Consider the following 15,248-nt stretch of genomic DNA (forward strand, 5'->3'; position numbering starts at 1 on the left):
TTTGTTCGTGAGATTTTGCCGGTCCAGTTAATACTGGGCCGGCTTTTTTATGCATCAATTAAATTTTCTGCTAGGGTTAATTATCAACACGCTTCATGGACGAAGTCCTGTTTATCTGCTCAGGGAGGGCGAAATGGTGTTTATCCGTTACTGTCATATCTTATTTAGCAGCCTGATCGTTGTGGTCAGTTTTCTAGTTGTGTCGCCTGGTTTTGCCGATAAGCCAAAACTGCAGCTGGCGACAATCTATCAATCGGGTTCTGATATCTCTGCTTACTGGGTAAGTGAGAAACTCGATGGGGTGCGAGGTTACTGGGATGGGAAACAGCTGTTAACCCGGCAGGGTTATCCGGTCAGCGCGCCGCAGTGGTTTATCGCTGATTTGCCCCAACAGCCGCTGGATGGTGAATTATGGATAGGACGGGGGCAGTTTGATGCAGTTTCAGCACTCGTGAGAAGCTCTCCGGGTGATAATCCTGCCCTCTGGTCTCAACAGTGGAGACAAGTGAAATATATGTTGTTCGATCTGCCGCAGTCTCCTGGGACTTTTAGTGATCGACTGATTCAATTGAGAAGCATTGTAAATGATATTGATCGGGACTGGATTCAGCTAATCGATCAGAGGCGGTTAGCCTCTGATACTGAGTTAATGGCTTTTTTGGAGCAGGTCGTTGCCAGTGGAGGCGAAGGGCTGATGTTGCATCATGAAGATGCAATATATAAACAGGGACGCAGCTCGAATTTGCTTAAGCTAAAACTGTGGCAAGATGCCGAAGCGAGAGTAATAGGTTATGAGCCGGGTAAAGGGAAGTATGCTGGCATGCTGGGGGCGTTGCTGGTTGAAACGCCAACCGGAGTCCGCTTTAAACTCGGCAGTGGCTTTACTGATCAGCAACGAAAAAATCCGCCAGAAATCGGTAGTTTGGTAACTTACAAGTACACTGGGATCAACAATAATGGTGTGCCGCGTTTCGCCAGTTTTATGCGGATCAGGCTGTTATAGCGTAAGCTCTGAGGCCGCCTCGACAGTCATCACTATCAACTGTTCACTCGGGCGAGGCGTTAACCGGTAATCGCTCCGAAAAGCCGTGGTGTTCAAAAGTCGGGTTGGTGCCTAACCTACCGGCAGGGTCTTCAGAACTGACGGGGGATAATTTCTCGCTATTCCCTTGTGGGTATCTTATATTTTCGTTTTCCATTCTATAATTGTGTTGTCTAATATTGCATTGCGGAAAATTAACCATGAACGTTGTATCGTTCGATGAGCTCCAACAGCAGTTCCCCGAAGGATTCTGCCAGCATCTGTCTATGTTTGGCGCCCTGTCCGAAGAAAGCCTGAATTTTTTACTACAACAGGGATCTCTGTTAGCTGTTCAGAGTGGCGATAAACTTTTCTGTCGCGGCGATAACTCAGATAAGTTTTATGTAATTCTCAATGGTTCAGTGCGCTTTTATCAGGATCGTGATAACGATGGAGAGAGGGTGCCGTTGCGTCTCTATGTCGCGGGAGAACAGATCGGTTTTGTGGGGATGATCGGACTGCATCAGCGCCGGGGGGACGCGATTGTTGAGCAGGAGGGCTATCTGCTGGAGATCAGTTCGGCACTGTTTCATCAGTTGTGTGAAGAGTATCCGGAGATGTTTATGATCTTTCTGATCAATATTACCCGGGAGATGAGCCGTGAAATCAGTCATCTGGACGAGATGTATGTGGCTAAAAGCTGATCAGAACCCTTCATTATTCACCAGGCATCAGATTTTCATAGCAACCCCTGATTAAAACCGCCTTATTATTCGCGTTGCTCTCTCAACTGCTCTCTATAAGAGTGCTCTCGACGCTTGTCGTTGCAAAGGCAGCTTCATAGACTCTGGACTATTATCAATCAGTGGTAACCGCCGCCAACCGGGATAACTTGTCCGGCCCGGTATGGCGATAGGCAGAGCAGGAGAGTTTCTATGGATCAGCAACAGTTTGTTCTTGATGAGCTGGATAAAAAAATTGAGATGTTCAGGCGTAACTCTTCTGAGCACAAGCTGCTGCACAGGCGCCTGCGGTATGGTTCTTTTGGGTTAACCGCCGTGTTATCAGTGCTGTCTGGTCTGGCCCTCTATCTGCCCGAGGTCGCTCCGATGCTGAATATAGCTATTCTCGCTTTTTCCGGCATCGCAGGTATTCTGGCTTCCCTGGAAGGGTTGCGTAAGGCTGATGAGTTGTGGATTCATGAACGTACTATCTATTACTCTCTGTGTGATCTGAGGCGTGAACTGATGTTTCAGATTAAAAGCGATACCCTGGATTCCGAGCAACTGGATGCGTTCTTTAACCGGTTTCAGACAGTCCTGACCAATTCCGGTGAGAAATGGAGTTCGGGAATCGTTCAGGGCAACCATACAGGCGCCAGCGTAACTGAATAGTCCTGTTCTGTTAATCGGCCACAGCTGTGGTCTGATCCAGAAGTTCAAGTTTTACTTTGCGTTTGCGATCTCCCAGTTCTGATATCAGCATTGCGGCGATAATCAGGCCAGCGCCGATCATCCCCAGTGTTCCGAGCTTCTCGTTCAGGAATAACCAGGCTGACAGATAGGCAATCACCGGCTCAGTGGCAAAGATCAGCGCTACTTTGTGTGACTCCAGGATCTGTTGGCAGGCCGATTGCGCCCAGTAGGCATAACCGGTACCCATAATCCCGGCGATCAGTGCAGCACAGATAACCGTCGGATTGATGGCCAGATCCTGCCAGTTCAGCGGGGGAGAGCCTGGATGATAAAATGCCGGATCCGCGCTGGTTGCTGCACCAATGGTGCTGTAGATCGCCACCGAAAGCAGTTGCAGAATACTCAGCGGTACAACCGGAAGTGAGTCCACAAAGCGTCCGGTGAGAAGGATATGTACGGCAAAGCTAAATGCACATACCAGGACCAGCAAGTCGCCGTGGTTAAACTGTAGTTTATCCCCCATCGTTAACAGATAGAGCCCCGTGGTGGCGATGATAACCCCAGCCCAGACGGCAAGTGATGCCCGCTTGCGAAACAGTAAAAAACCCAGCAGGGGAACCAGCGGAACATTCAGCCCGGTGATAAACCCGGCATTTGAGACCGAGGTGTAGTGCATCCCTTCCGTCTGGGTGTAAAAGCCAGTAAACAGCAGAAAACCCAACAGTGCACTGGCACTCAAAAGAGGTTTCCATCGGATCCCTTTGAGCTGATGACGTTTGAACCAAATCAGAGGGGTTAACGATAAAGCTGCCAGCAGGAAGCGGATCGCATTGAAAGTGTGGGTAGGAATATCCTCTATCGCAAGATCGATCAGAACGAATTCAGCACCCCAGATGAAACTGACGAGCAGGAGCATAAGTGTGGCGGTACGGGAAGATCTGATAAGCATGTGTCGTCCTTTTCTATCATCCGGAAATGGAGGCAGGGCCTCCATTTTCTGGTCAGTATCGCTAATCGGCAGACCGGTTAGCTCATGATGAAACCCAGTGCCAGCAGGGATATAAAACCGACGCCCGCCCCGATCAGCGCATAGGGGATCTGACTCAGAGCATGTTGCATAGGTGTACAGCCGGAGCCCTGGGAGGAGAGTACGGTAGAGTCACTGAAGAAGCAGGCATGGCTGCCAAATGCGGATGCAGACAGTAGTGCGCCAACGGTTAATGGCATCGACATATCCATGCTGATAGCCATCGGTATCACGATCGGCAGGGAAACAACAAAGACTCCCCAGCTTGATCCGGTGGCAAACACAACGGCCGCCATAGACGCGAATACCAGTGCCGGTAACATCTCTTTCGACAGGAGAGGGGTCAGTGAGTCGATAATATAGGGCGTCATGCCTAACTGATCGTTAATCTCTTTAACCATAAAACCGGCACAAACCACGGCGATCGGATGCAGCATGACTTTAAAGCCATCCAGCATCGAATCGACCAGTTGGCTGAAAGTCTGCAGGCGTTGCCAGAAGTAGAGCACCATGGTGAACATCGAAGCAACCAGTGCACCCAGCAGCAGGTCTATCTCGTAATAAACGCTGGCCCCGACCAGCACTATCATCGGCAATAAAAAGTTGAGCAGGCCGATAACCGGTGAGGTCTGCTTCATTAAAGAAGTATCGAATCCGTCCTGCTGGATACCTTCAGGGATGGGCTGTCCCGCCTGAGCACGGGACTCCGCTTTCTTCATTTCACCAAAATCGCCCAGTACGCCGGCAGCTACCAGAAAAACAACCAGCAGGGCAGCCCAGCCATACACCATATAGGGGATCGATTCGATGTAGAGAGACATCCCCTTGCCCTCAGGGGCTGCGCCGTTTTCCTCCAGCAGGGCCGCAAAATACACTGCCCAGGTGGAAACCGGCACGAGGATACAGACCGGTGCCGCTGTCGAGTCCACCAGAAACGCCAGCTTTTCACGGGAGATTTTATAGCGATCGGTAAGGGGTTTCATCGAGGCAGAGACTGCCAGAGAATTAAGATAGTCATCGATAAATACCATGATGCCCAGTACACAGGTGGTGAGCATCGTGCCGCGTTTGGTTTTAATCCGTTTAGCCAGCATTTCGCCAAAACTGAGAACACTGCCACCGCGTTCCAGCATATTGATCAGGCCGCCCATCATCCCGCAGACCAGTACGATCCAGGCGATGGTCTCATCCATGACGACGGACATTGAGAGATCGCCAAGACCGCTGACAACATTGGTAGGGTCAAGTAGTAACAGGCCGGCAATAATACCGGCAAAAATAGATTCCAGAGGTTTTTTCGTGATTACCGCCACAAACAGAATAAGCAGTGCGGGGAGCAGGCTGTAAAAACCATAGGACTCGCCTTCGACATGCTGGGTCGAAAGGTAGGCAAAAAATGCCATAATCGCGCCATAGAATATAAGCCATTTTTGCGGACTGTTAGTGGTATCGCCGCTTATGCTGGCGGTGTTACTTATGTTTACAGTGTTGCTTATTTTTACAGTGTTGCTAAGGCTTTCGGTCTGAGCGATCTCAGTACTCATATCGCACCTTTATTATCGTTATAGGTTGTTATAAACAGTGTTTCTTCATCCCGGTTGCGGGCATGAAAAAACACTTTAATTTCGAAGGAATGCTGACCCGGGTGAGCGATTAAATGGGTCCGGGCTGAAAAATACCGGACCGGGTCATTACCTGTGTCAGTACACGCGGGCAGCGTTGTGTTTATCAGATGCCCAGCTTGTCGCGCAGGGTGTAATACCAGGCTCCCATCGCAGTGTATGGGATGCGGAAGGTACGCCCGCCGGGGAAGGGGTATTGTGGTAAACCTGCAAACACATCAAAGCGCTCGGCCTGTCCCTGAATCGCATCGCAGAGTACTTTGCCCGCCAGGTGTGAACTGGTCACACCGTGGCCACTGTAGCCCTGAGCGTAGTAAATATTATTGCCGATACGACCGAACTGGGGCAGTCGCATCAGTGTCAGCAGAAAGTTACCGGTCCAGGCATAATCAACCTTCACGCCTTTCAGTTGAGGGAAGGTTTTCAGCATATTCGGGACGATCAGCGATTCAATTTTATCCGGCTCGCGGGCACCATAGGTGACGCCGCCACCATAGATCAGGCGGCCATCACCAGAGAGACGGAAGTAATCCAGCAGATAGTTACAGTCTTCGACACAGTTATCCTGTGGTAACAGCGCTTTCTGCTGAGCCTCACTCAGAGGCGCGGTGGTAATCACCTGAGTGCCGCAGGGCATCGCTTTCTGTTCCAGTTTAGGAATCAGTCCGCCGAGATAAGCATTGCCTGCCACAATCACGAAATCAGCGCTGACGGAACCTTTCGCGGTATTGATAACGGCTTTATCACCCTCCTGAACTCCGGTAACCGCAGAGTCTTCGTAGATAACACCGCCCAGACTTTCCAGTGCTGCCGCTTCGCCCAGCACCAGGTTGAGGGGGTGAAAATGGCCCCCGCTTTTGTCCAGCAGGCCGCCTTTATAGCGCGTGGTTCCGACATGGTTCTGAATGGTGCTTTCAGACAGCATCTCCAATTGGGTATGCCCATGGGCTTCCCAGAGTGCTTTTTTCTGCTCCATCTCATGCAACTGTTTGTTGTTGCAGGCGGCAAAGATTCCACCCTCTTTCAGATCACAATCTATGTTGTACTGATCGACAAAGCGGCGAATGATTTTACCACCTTCAAAGGCCATCTTGCCCATCTCGGTGCCGGTATGTTTACCGTAATGTTTTTCGATAAAGTCGATATCACGGCTGTAGCTGTGGACAATCTGACCGCCATTCCGGCCTGAAGCACCAAAGCCGATGCGGCTGGCTTCCAGCACGACAACTTTGAATCCCTGTTCAGCCAGATGTAGTGCTGAAGACAGGCCGGTATAGCCGGCACCGATAACGCAAACATCAGCGGTGATATTGTCATTTAATGGTGCGCGAAACGATTTATCGTTGGCAGAAGCGGCATAGTATGACGTGGTGTGAGATGGAACAGCCATATAAAAACCCTGTATTACGACCCGACCCGGGTATTGCAGATTATGTGCCGGGACATAACGTTGAAGTCCGCAGCTTTCATTATGTCTCTACGATAATAGTTACTGTAAAGGGGAGATATACCTATGAGGGGATAGATTGGCTGTCACTGGCGTGCTGCACCGTAAAGGAACAGCACAATGATCAGTAAGGTGGGGCATTCTCCGCATCTTTGTGAATCATTCTGATTGAGTGCAGAAACATATCCCTGGCCCGGTTGGGTTGGGCCGATTTTTTTGAGATAACCGCAACCCCGAGGCGAAAATGTTTAATCGGTTGCGCGACAGGTTTTAACAGCCCCTGCTCGACATAGGGGCGGGCCACTTCAGCCGGTAAGAAGCTGATATAACAGCCCGACAACAACATCGCTATCCGGGATTCGTAGTGATAGGAGGAGGCTGACAGGTTCATCTGAGCTAACTGGTGATAGATCTCTTCATGGGGTTTGAGCCCGGCATGAACCAATTTGTAGCTATTGATAACCTTCTCGGTGATCTGCTCGGGCGGAAGATCAAACAACGGGTGCTCTTTACCGCAGTAAACGTAGTTTTCGTCGGTAAACAGGTGGATATAGTTAAGCCCTTCAAACTTCCGGTGATAGGGGATCATGGCGAGATCCAGCTGATTATTGAGCACCATCTTTTCCATCACTTTCATATGATCAACTTCCACCTGAAGCTCTACATCGGGGGCTTGCTGATAAAAATGGCGGAAGATCTCCGGCAGCCGGAACCGGGCATCGGTGCTGAAGGTGTCGCTCAGGGCAATTCTGAGTTTTCCTGCAGGGCTGTCACCCAGATTGTTGATAGTGCTGCGAAACTGCTCCAGACGATTGAGTAGTTGTGAAGTCTGGTCATAGACCACCTTGCCTTCAGGGGTCAGGGAAAAACCGGCTCGTCCCCGTTTGCATAGTTTAATGTTGAGGCGGTCTTCGAGGGCCGCAATATGGTTGCTGATCGTGGGGCGGCTGATATTCAGCTCGGTTTCGGCAGCCGAAAATCCGCCGCATTCAACAACGGCTTTGAATATTTTTAGCTGCTTTATTTCAATATCGCCCAGCTGACCCAGTGCAAACTTCGTCATTCCGGCTACTCTGTGTGGTGGTTGTTAAGAAGGGAACAGGAATCTGTAACCGTTCGTTTTTTTATACCTAATAACGGTCTTTACGTAAAGTTTAGTGAACGTTTGAGTGGAATTTTTGTAATTTATCCTATGCCTGTAATTTGTAAGGATAAGGCTATAGAGAGTTTATTCCGCGATATAAAACTAACAATCACTGGGTGAAGTATGATCAAAAACCTTAAGAAAAAACTATCCACATCTGCACTGGCTGTGACACTGGGTCTGAGTACGCTGGCTGCTAATGTTTCAGCTGCAGACTTCAACTGGCGTTTCAGCAACCTGTATGGTCGCGGAACCGCGTTTGGTGAAGTTTACGAGAGTCTGGCTAAAAACATTGAAACCATGTCTGATGGCCGTATCAAGGTTCAGGTTCTCTACTCGGGCGAAGGGGTTGGTACCAGTGGTTTGCTGGGAGCGGTTAAATCCGGTCTGGTAACGATGGGTGCTCCTTTCCAGTCCATGCACGCCGGTGAACTGCCTGCGGGTGTTGTTGAGATCGGTCTGCCGGGTGGCACCGATGATCCTGCTGAACTGCAGTCTCTGTTCCATGAAAAAGGCTGGGATAAAGTCCTGACTAAAGCCTATGGATCACAAGGGCTGGTATGGCTCGAGCCTTACATCCAGCCACCTGTCTACGTTCTGACTAAAGAGCCTATCAACTCTGTTGCCGACTTCAAAGGTCTGAAGATCCGTGCGCCGGGTGCTTACGGTAAGTTCCTGCGTAACCTGGGTGCATCCCCTGTTTCACTGTCCTGGAGCGAAATCTACACCTCTCTGGCAACCGGTGTTATCGATGGTTCTATCGGTAGCAACATGATCGATCACCGCGATGGTAACCATGTTGAAGTAGCTAAGTACATGTACAAGCTGCCACTGGCGGGTGCTCAGGTTCTGCCAATCGTGGTTAATCGTGCTGCCTGGAAAAAACTGCCTGAAGATCTGCAGGCGGTTGTTCGCAAAGCGACGGAAATGCATGCTGCTGATCAACTGCGCCTGTCTAAGAAGTGGGAAGCAGAAGCGGTTGCTGAGATGGAAGCGAAAGGTCTTAAGTGGAGCCCTGAGCCAAGTGAAGCTGATAAGAAAGCATGGGCAGAAGCCGGTGCGGGCCTGTGGGACGAATATGCTGCTGCAGATAAGTACAGCAAAGAGCTGATCGATATCCTGCGCGCTAACAGCAAGTAAGCATTTTGAATTAGCAAAAAGGGGTGCTGTCGTGCCCCTTTTTTGTTGCAGGTACTTCTATGCTAAAAAAAATACTGACAAATATCTGTGTTTCTATCGATTGGGTGGTGCGACAGGCTGGCCGAACCGCAGCATTCATTATGCCGGTACTGGCACTGGTGGTCGCATTTGAAGTGTTCTCCCGATACATTCTGGGTAAACCGACCATCTGGGCGTTTGATCTGTCACTGTTTATGTTTGGTTATCTTGCCGCTTTAGGGGGCGCCTATGCGCAGCAGAAGCGTGCACATATTAATGTCGATATCCTTTATCTCAAGGTTTCACACCGCACCCGTTGTGTATTCAATCTGATCTCTTTCTCACTGGCTATCTTCTTTCTGGTGATCATCGTGATGATGAGTCTTGGCAAGTATGAAGAGGCGATCGAGTTTGATTATCGTCGCCAGAGTGAGTGGGCACCGCCGATGTTCCATTTCTGGATCATGATGATGATTGCCTGCGGCCTGTTTATTGCGCAACTGGTCAGAGATATGTTGGCTGAGATGTATTTTTTGCTGACAGGTCATGCACTTATTGAGGAGAACAGTGATGGAAATTGAGCTGTTAACCGTAGTTCTTCTGCTATGTATTCTGGTGTTTTTTGCGCTTGGTGCCCAGGTGGGGCTGGCACTGGGTGGCATCGCTATGGCCGTGGGGTATATGACCTGGGGCGATGGCATTTTTAACGTGATTCCCACCACGCTTGAGTCAACTTACTTCAGTTTTATTCTGCTGGCGATTCCTTTGTATATCTATATGGGGCAGCTGCTGACTAAATCGGGCATCGGTGATGCGATGTTCAATTTCAGCCAGATGCTGATTGGCCGGGTACGTGGTTCCCTCGCCATCAGTGTTATCGGCGTCTGCTCTATGATCGGGGCGATGGTGGGTATTATCGGCGCGGGCATTATGACCTCAGGTAGTATTGCACTGCGGCCAATGCTGGAACGGGGCTATAACAAACGCCTGGCGCTGGGGGTTATCATGGCTGGTGGAGGTCTGGGTATCCTGATTCCGCCGAGCATTCCGATGATTATGTTTGCCGCCTCAACTCAGAACTCCGTTGGCCGGATGTTCCTCGGGGCGATGATGCCGGCACTGCTGACAGTTGTGATGATGGTTCTCTATGTCGCGATCAGTTGCTGGTTGTTCCCGGAGCGTGCTCCGCGGGATATGGATAATAAGGATATTGTAAAACTGGAGGGCAAAGAGAAATTCAGAATTGCCCGTGATGGTCTGTTCTCCATGCTGCTGATCGTTGCGGTACTGGGCAGTATTATCACCGGTATTGCCACGCCTACAGAGTCCGGGGCTATCGGTGTGGTTGGCGCGATTATTCTGGCGATTGTGTTTAAGCGTTTCAAAGTCGATATGTTCCTCCAGTCGGGCTTTCAGACTGCCACTCTGGTTAGTGTTGCGATGTGGATCATCTTTGGTGCATCGGTATTCAGTAACTTCCATCTGCTGATGGGGGTGCAGAGCATGGTGGCTGATTTCACCGGTAAACTGGATCTGCCCCCCATTATGATCATCATAATGTTCCAGCTGATTATGCTGATGCTGGGTTTCATTATCGATGAGTTCATTATCGTACTGATGTGCGCACCGCTGTTTACACCGATTGCCGTTTCGCTGGGTTATGACCCGATCTGGTTTGGTGTGCTGATGATCCTGAATATTCTGATTGCCGTGCAGACACCACCTTACGGATTTGCGCTCTTCTACCTGAAAGGGATCGCTCCCGCTGGTATCGGTATGTCAGAGATCTATAAATCTGTGACCCCGTTTATCATGCTTAACCTGACAGTACTGATTCTCTGCATGGTGTTCCCGCAGATCGTACTCTGGTTGCCGAATTTAGTGATGGGCTAAGGAGTTAACTATGTACAGCAATATTCTTATCCCGCTGGATCTGTCCCATAAAGAGCAGGTAGTGGATCTGGCTCGGATTGCAACGGCATTAGCGGCAGGCAAACCTGCGCAGGTCAATCTGTTGTATGTTGATCAGAGTTTTGTTCACAGAGCGGGCGATCCTCAGTTTGACCGCGCTCTGCATGAGGGCCACCGTAAGGAGGCTCTCAAAGAGATGGAAGAGCTGTTAGGGGATCTGCCGGCCAATACGACGGTGAATACCATCTACCGGGATGGTACCGCCCATGATCAGATCCTGGAAACAGCAGAGCAACTGGGCTCGGATGTCATTATGATGATGGCCCGTAAGCCAGGTATCAGCAGTTACTTCATCGGTTCAAATGCCGAGCGGGTCGTGCGTCACGCCCCTTGTTCGGTGTTTATCGTGCGTTGCGATGAATCAGATAGCTGATTCAGTCAGGCACTCACTGAATAACTGAATGATGAGTCTGTTGTGTTGCCGGTTACGCCACAGAGCTTTGAAAGTGTTGCGATAACCGTATTGTTCTGCGAACAGGGGGCGAAGCGCTTTTTCCAGTCTCCAGTTGCTGACCAGGTGGCGGGGCAGGAACCCCAGATAGTGGCCACTGAGAATCAGCGTGGCCCTGGCTTCCTGATGGTGAGCGATGGCCTGCTTATTCCAGAGCATCATATCCGGATGGATCTCCCGGCCTGGCATCAGTCTGGGAGATTCGACAAAGCGGTAGTGGCGTAGTTCGGCGGCTGTTATCTCCTCTTGATTAAACAGAGGGTGATCCTGGGCACAGTAGAGCAGCATCTCCTCTTCGAACAGTTTTATTTCTGAGAGTTCAGGGTAGGGCTGACTGGTAACAGTGATGCCGATATCGACCTGATTGTTGAGCAAAGCAGTGATGACATCATCGGAGCTCATGGTACTGATCTGTATTCTGACTTCCGGGGCTTTAACCGAAAAGCGGCTGAGGGCTTGCAGGATAGAGGAATTGTGCGCTCCCAGCATATGCTCGGCAAACCCCAGGTGCAGGCTGCCCAGAATGCGGTTGTGACTCTGGTTTATGGTGTTTTTGAACTGATCGAGTGCGCTGAGCAGTTCCAGGGTGGCGTTATACACCGTTTGACCCTGCTCAGTGAGGGAAAATCCGGCACGGCCGCGTTCACACAAACGCATATCCAGTCGTTTTTCCAGATCGGCGATGTAGTTGGAAATAGTTGAGTTGGCAAGGTTGAGGTGGATCTCTGCCGGAGTAAATCCACCACATTCAACCACAGATTTAAACACTTTTAGCAGGCGAAGATCCATATCTGCTAACTGGCCGGAGAGGGCGGCTTTTCTGCGTCCCATCGGGTATACCTCGAAAGTAATGTTGAGAGCGTACTGTTTACAATTGAATATATAAAAGTAAATATTTGTAAGTAATTATATAAGCAAAAGATTTGGCGATCTATAAATAGCTCTATATTGCGGTTGAATCTACCAACCTCAGGCAGGAGATAAATAATGACAATACAACTTCAGGATCCATCGCTACTGAAAACTCAGGCGTTTATTGATGGTCTTTGGATGGATAGTGACAGTGGTGAAACCTTCGCTGTGACCGATCCTGCTACGGGTCAGCATCTGGCTGATGTTGCCAGTGTCGGTGCAGCTGAAACCCGTCGGGCTATCGCGGCGGCTGAACGGGCGATGACGGAGTGGAAAGCACTGCCTGCGAAGAGTCGCAGTGAAATTCTGGAAAAGTGGCATCAACTGATTATTGAGAATACCGAAGATCTGGCTGTGATTATGACCGCCGAGCAGGGTAAAACCCTGGCGGAGTCCCGGGGTGAAGTGGCCTATGGTGCCTCCTTTATCAAATGGTTTGCTGAAGAGGGAAAACGGGTCTACGGCGATATTATCCCGACGCCGCAAACGGATCGTCGCGGTGTGGTCGTGAAGCAGCCTGTCGGAGTTGTTGCTGCTATAACGCCCTGGAATTTTCCTAACGCGATGATTACCCGCAAAGCTGGCCCTGCGTTAGCGGTGGGCTGTGCCATTGTGTTGAAGCCAGCCGCAGAGACGCCGTTGTCAGCGCTGGCACTGGTAGAACTGGCCAATCGTGCCGGGCTGCCAGCCGGTTTATTTAATGTTGTTCCTGGAAGCGATGCGCCATCGATTGGCGGCGAGATGACCTCTAACCCGACAGTTAAAAAGGTTACCTTCACCGGTTCGACTCCGGTGGGCAAACTGCTGATGCAGCAGTGTGCGAATACCGTTAAGCGTACCTCTATGGAGCTGGGTGGTAATGCCCCGGTGGTTATTTTTGATGATGCCGATCTGGATCTGGCGGTTGCCGGTGCGTTGACCGCTAAATACCGCAACTCCGGACAGACCTGCATCTGTGCCAACCGTTTGCTGGTTCAGGAAGGGATCTACGATGCCTTTGTTGAAAAATTCGCAGCGGCGGTCGGTGAGTTTCGTATTGGTAATGGTTTTGATGCCAGCACCACTCATGGCCCGGTAATCACCGAGAAAGCGGCGAAAGAGATCGATGCCAAGGTGCAGAATGCGGTGGCCGAGGGGGCCACGGTGGTAATTGGTGGTCAACCGGGTGAGCAGGGCGCGTGTTTCTACCAGCCAACTGTACTGACTAATGTGAACGATTCAATGCGGGTGTTCCGTGAAGAGATTTTCGGTCCGGTTGCCCCGGTATTTAAATTTAAAACGGAAGACGATGCTGTGCGCATGGCAAACGATACCGAGTTTGGCCTGGCAGCCTATCTCTATACCGAGAGTATGGGGCGCAGCTGGCGCGTATCAGAAGCGCTTGAATATGGCATGGTCGGTGTGAATGAAACTGCGATCAGCTCGGAAGTGATTCCCTTTGGTGGTGTTAAAGAGTCGGGTCAGGGCCGCGAGGGCTCTAAATATGGTCTGGATGACTACCTGGAAACAAAGTATATCTGTTTTGGTGCACTACAGCGTTAAGCTGAGAGCCGTGGAGAAGCGTTATGAGTAATATGATCTATCCAACAACTAACTTTAAAGCGACAGAAACCCTGACGATTGAGCGGGGCGATGGTGCCTATGTTTACGATAATGAAGGTAACCAGTATCTGGAAGGCCTTGCAGGATTGTGGTGCACCTCGCTGGGTTATAACAACCGTGAGCTGATCGACACGGCTGCCGAGCAGATGGGTAAGCTGTCTTATTCCCACATGTTTGGTGGAAAGACTCACCAGGTGGGTATGGATCTGGCCGATAAATTAACGGCGATGGTGCCGGTTGAAAACGCTAAGGTGTTTTTCGGCAACTCCGGAAGTGATGCCAATGACAGTCATGTGAAGATGCTGCGTTATTACTTCAACGCAATTGGTAAGCCGGAAAAATTCAAAATTATCGCCCGTGAACGCTCATACCATGGTGTCACTGTTGCTGCAGCGTCCCTCACCGGATTGCCACCGAATCATACTCACTTCAGCCTGCCGTTTGATGCACTGGGTGTGTTGCGTACTGATGCCCCGCACTACTTCCGTGGTGCGCTGCCGGGTGAATCTGAAGCGCAGTTTGTTGATCGCATTGTTAATAATCTGGAGCAACTGATCCTGAAAGAGGGGGCCGATACTATCGCCGCTTTTATCGCTGAGCCGATTACTGGTGCCAGTGGTGTTATCGTGCCGCCAGCGGGTTACTACGAAAAAGTACAGGCGGTGCTGAATAAGTATGACATCCTCTTCTGGGCGGATGAAGTGATCACCGGTTTTGGTCGTACCGGTAATGATTTTGGTTGTACTACTGTGGGTATTGAAAAACCAGCACTGATGACGCTGGCGAAGCAGCTGTCATCCGCCTATATGCCGATCAGTGCCTCTGTGATTCGTGGTGATATGTATGAAGCGATGATTGAGCCAAGTAGCCAGGTTGGGGTTTTCGGTCATGGTTATACTTACTCAGGTCACCCGGTTGCGGCTGCTGTTTCACTGAAAACGCTGGAAATTTACGAGCGCGATAATATCTTTGGTCATGCGGCTAAGGTGGGTGAGTATATGCAGAAACGTCTGGGCGAATTCAGAGATCATCCTCTGGTAGGCGAAGTTCGTGGCGCGGGTATGATCGGTGCCGTTGAGATGGTATCCGACAAGAAAACCGGTGCTGGCTTTGAAGGCGGCGCTGTTGGCTATTTTGCCATGCAGGCCTGTCAGAACCACGGCATGATCACCCGCGCAGTGGCGGGCAACTCGCTGGCTTTCTGTCCGCCGCTGATCGTTTCTGAAGCGCAGATCGATGAGATGGTTGAAAAACTGGGTAAAGCGCTGGATGAAACACTGGACTTTGTTACCCGCGAAGGCCTGATTGCTGCCTGATGCCGATATAGTTTCTTGCTTGCATGATCGGGCTGGTGTGGAACTGGCCAGCCCGGTGACCCTCCACAGTTCTATTGCAACATCTATGCTTTTCGGAGTATCGGGTTGCTTCTTGAGTAAAGCACTGGTCCTGACGGATCTCTTTTTTGGGGGCGTATGCCC

General features: G+C 50.5%; 14 protein-coding genes. 9 read left to right on the forward strand and 5 right to left on the reverse strand.

The genetic code is table 11. From position 1 onward, the window contains the following. Positions 1-49 precede the first annotated feature (49 nt). From OCU43_RS07680 to OCU43_RS07690, 3 genes are all read left to right on the forward strand, one after another. Positions 50-1,003 carry a DNA ligase gene (locus OCU43_RS07680; protein ID WP_245756478.1) on the forward strand — a complete coding sequence of 318 codons (954 nt, stop codon included), beginning with the start codon at positions 50-52 and terminating at the stop codon, positions 1,001-1,003. A 239-nt stretch (positions 1,004-1,242) separates the two neighbouring features. Further along, positions 1,243-1,725 (forward strand): Crp/Fnr family transcriptional regulator, encoded by a 483-nt coding sequence (locus tag OCU43_RS07685; protein ID WP_091353054.1) that lies wholly within the window; start codon positions 1,243-1,245, stop codon positions 1,723-1,725. A gap of 231 nt (positions 1,726-1,956) precedes the next feature. Next, the gene (locus OCU43_RS07690; protein ID WP_091353056.1) at positions 1,957-2,415 is read left to right on the forward strand and encodes a DUF4231 domain-containing protein; all 459 of its coding nucleotides are present in this window, start codon (positions 1,957-1,959) and stop codon (positions 2,413-2,415) included. 10 nt (positions 2,416-2,425) lie between these two features. Here OCU43_RS07690 and OCU43_RS07695 read toward each other — a convergent pair whose 3' ends face one another. The 4 genes from OCU43_RS07695 to OCU43_RS07710 all read right to left on the reverse strand — a co-directional run bounded on the left by OCU43_RS07695 (position 2,426) and on the right by OCU43_RS07710 (position 7,595). Then, the gene (locus OCU43_RS07695; protein WP_091353059.1) at positions 2,426-3,385 is read right to left on the reverse strand and encodes a DMT family transporter; all 960 of its coding nucleotides are present in this window, start codon (positions 3,383-3,385) and stop codon (positions 2,426-2,428) included. 77 nt (positions 3,386-3,462) lie between these two features. Continuing rightward, positions 3,463-5,007, reverse strand: coding sequence for a Na+/H+ antiporter NhaC family protein (locus tag OCU43_RS07700; protein ID WP_091353061.1), 1,545 nt, complete (start codon positions 5,005-5,007; stop codon positions 3,463-3,465). 184 nt (positions 5,008-5,191) lie between these two features. After that, entirely contained in the window at positions 5,192-6,475 is a 1,284-nt protein-coding gene (locus OCU43_RS07705) for an NAD(P)/FAD-dependent oxidoreductase (protein WP_091353064.1), read from the reverse strand. Positions 6,476-6,656: 181 nt separating this feature from the next. Beyond that, a complete protein-coding gene (locus tag OCU43_RS07710; protein ID WP_091353067.1) occupies positions 6,657-7,595 on the reverse strand; it encodes a LysR family transcriptional regulator in 939 nt (312 codons plus the stop codon). A gap of 204 nt (positions 7,596-7,799) precedes the next feature. On the opposite strand from OCU43_RS07710, the gene OCU43_RS07715 reads away from it, so the two are divergent. From OCU43_RS07715 to OCU43_RS07730, 4 genes are read left to right on the forward strand one after another with little or no spacing between them, the layout of a single operon-like run. After that, complete coding sequence (locus OCU43_RS07715; RefSeq protein WP_091353070.1) at positions 7,800-8,816, forward strand: TRAP transporter substrate-binding protein; 1,017 nt, start codon at positions 7,800-7,802, stop codon at positions 8,814-8,816. 59 nt (positions 8,817-8,875) lie between these two features. Then, on the forward strand, positions 8,876-9,415 hold the full coding sequence (locus tag OCU43_RS07720) for a TRAP transporter small permease subunit (protein ID WP_091353073.1): 540 nt from the start codon (positions 8,876-8,878) through the stop codon (positions 9,413-9,415). Further along, a complete protein-coding gene (locus tag OCU43_RS07725) occupies positions 9,405-10,727 on the forward strand; it encodes a TRAP transporter large permease (RefSeq protein WP_091353076.1) in 1,323 nt (440 codons plus the stop codon). The genes OCU43_RS07720 and OCU43_RS07725 overlap by 11 nt, the downstream gene beginning before the upstream one ends. A gap of 10 nt (positions 10,728-10,737) precedes the next feature. Beyond that, complete coding sequence (locus tag OCU43_RS07730; RefSeq protein ID WP_091353079.1) at positions 10,738-11,178, forward strand: universal stress protein; 441 nt, start codon at positions 10,738-10,740, stop codon at positions 11,176-11,178. On the opposite strand, the gene OCU43_RS07735 is transcribed toward OCU43_RS07730, so the two are convergent. Then, positions 11,167-12,087 (reverse strand): LysR family transcriptional regulator, encoded by a 921-nt coding sequence (locus OCU43_RS07735; RefSeq protein ID WP_091353081.1) that lies wholly within the window; start codon positions 12,085-12,087, stop codon positions 11,167-11,169. The genes OCU43_RS07730 and OCU43_RS07735 overlap by 12 nt on opposite strands. A gap of 156 nt (positions 12,088-12,243) precedes the next feature. On the opposite strand from OCU43_RS07735, the gene OCU43_RS07740 reads away from it, so the two are divergent. Both OCU43_RS07740 and OCU43_RS07745 read left to right on the forward strand, forming a co-directional pair. Then, on the forward strand, positions 12,244-13,710 hold the full coding sequence (locus OCU43_RS07740; RefSeq protein ID WP_091353083.1) for an NAD-dependent succinate-semialdehyde dehydrogenase: 1,467 nt from the start codon (positions 12,244-12,246) through the stop codon (positions 13,708-13,710). Between the two features lie 23 nt (positions 13,711-13,733). Further along, complete coding sequence (locus tag OCU43_RS07745) at positions 13,734-15,086, forward strand: aminotransferase (RefSeq protein ID WP_091353086.1); 1,353 nt, start codon at positions 13,734-13,736, stop codon at positions 15,084-15,086. Positions 15,087-15,248 lie beyond the last annotated feature (162 nt).

The sequence above is a fragment of the Amphritea atlantica genome, assembly GCF_024347255.1.
Lineage (GTDB): Bacteria > Pseudomonadota > Gammaproteobacteria > Pseudomonadales > Balneatricaceae > Amphritea > Amphritea atlantica.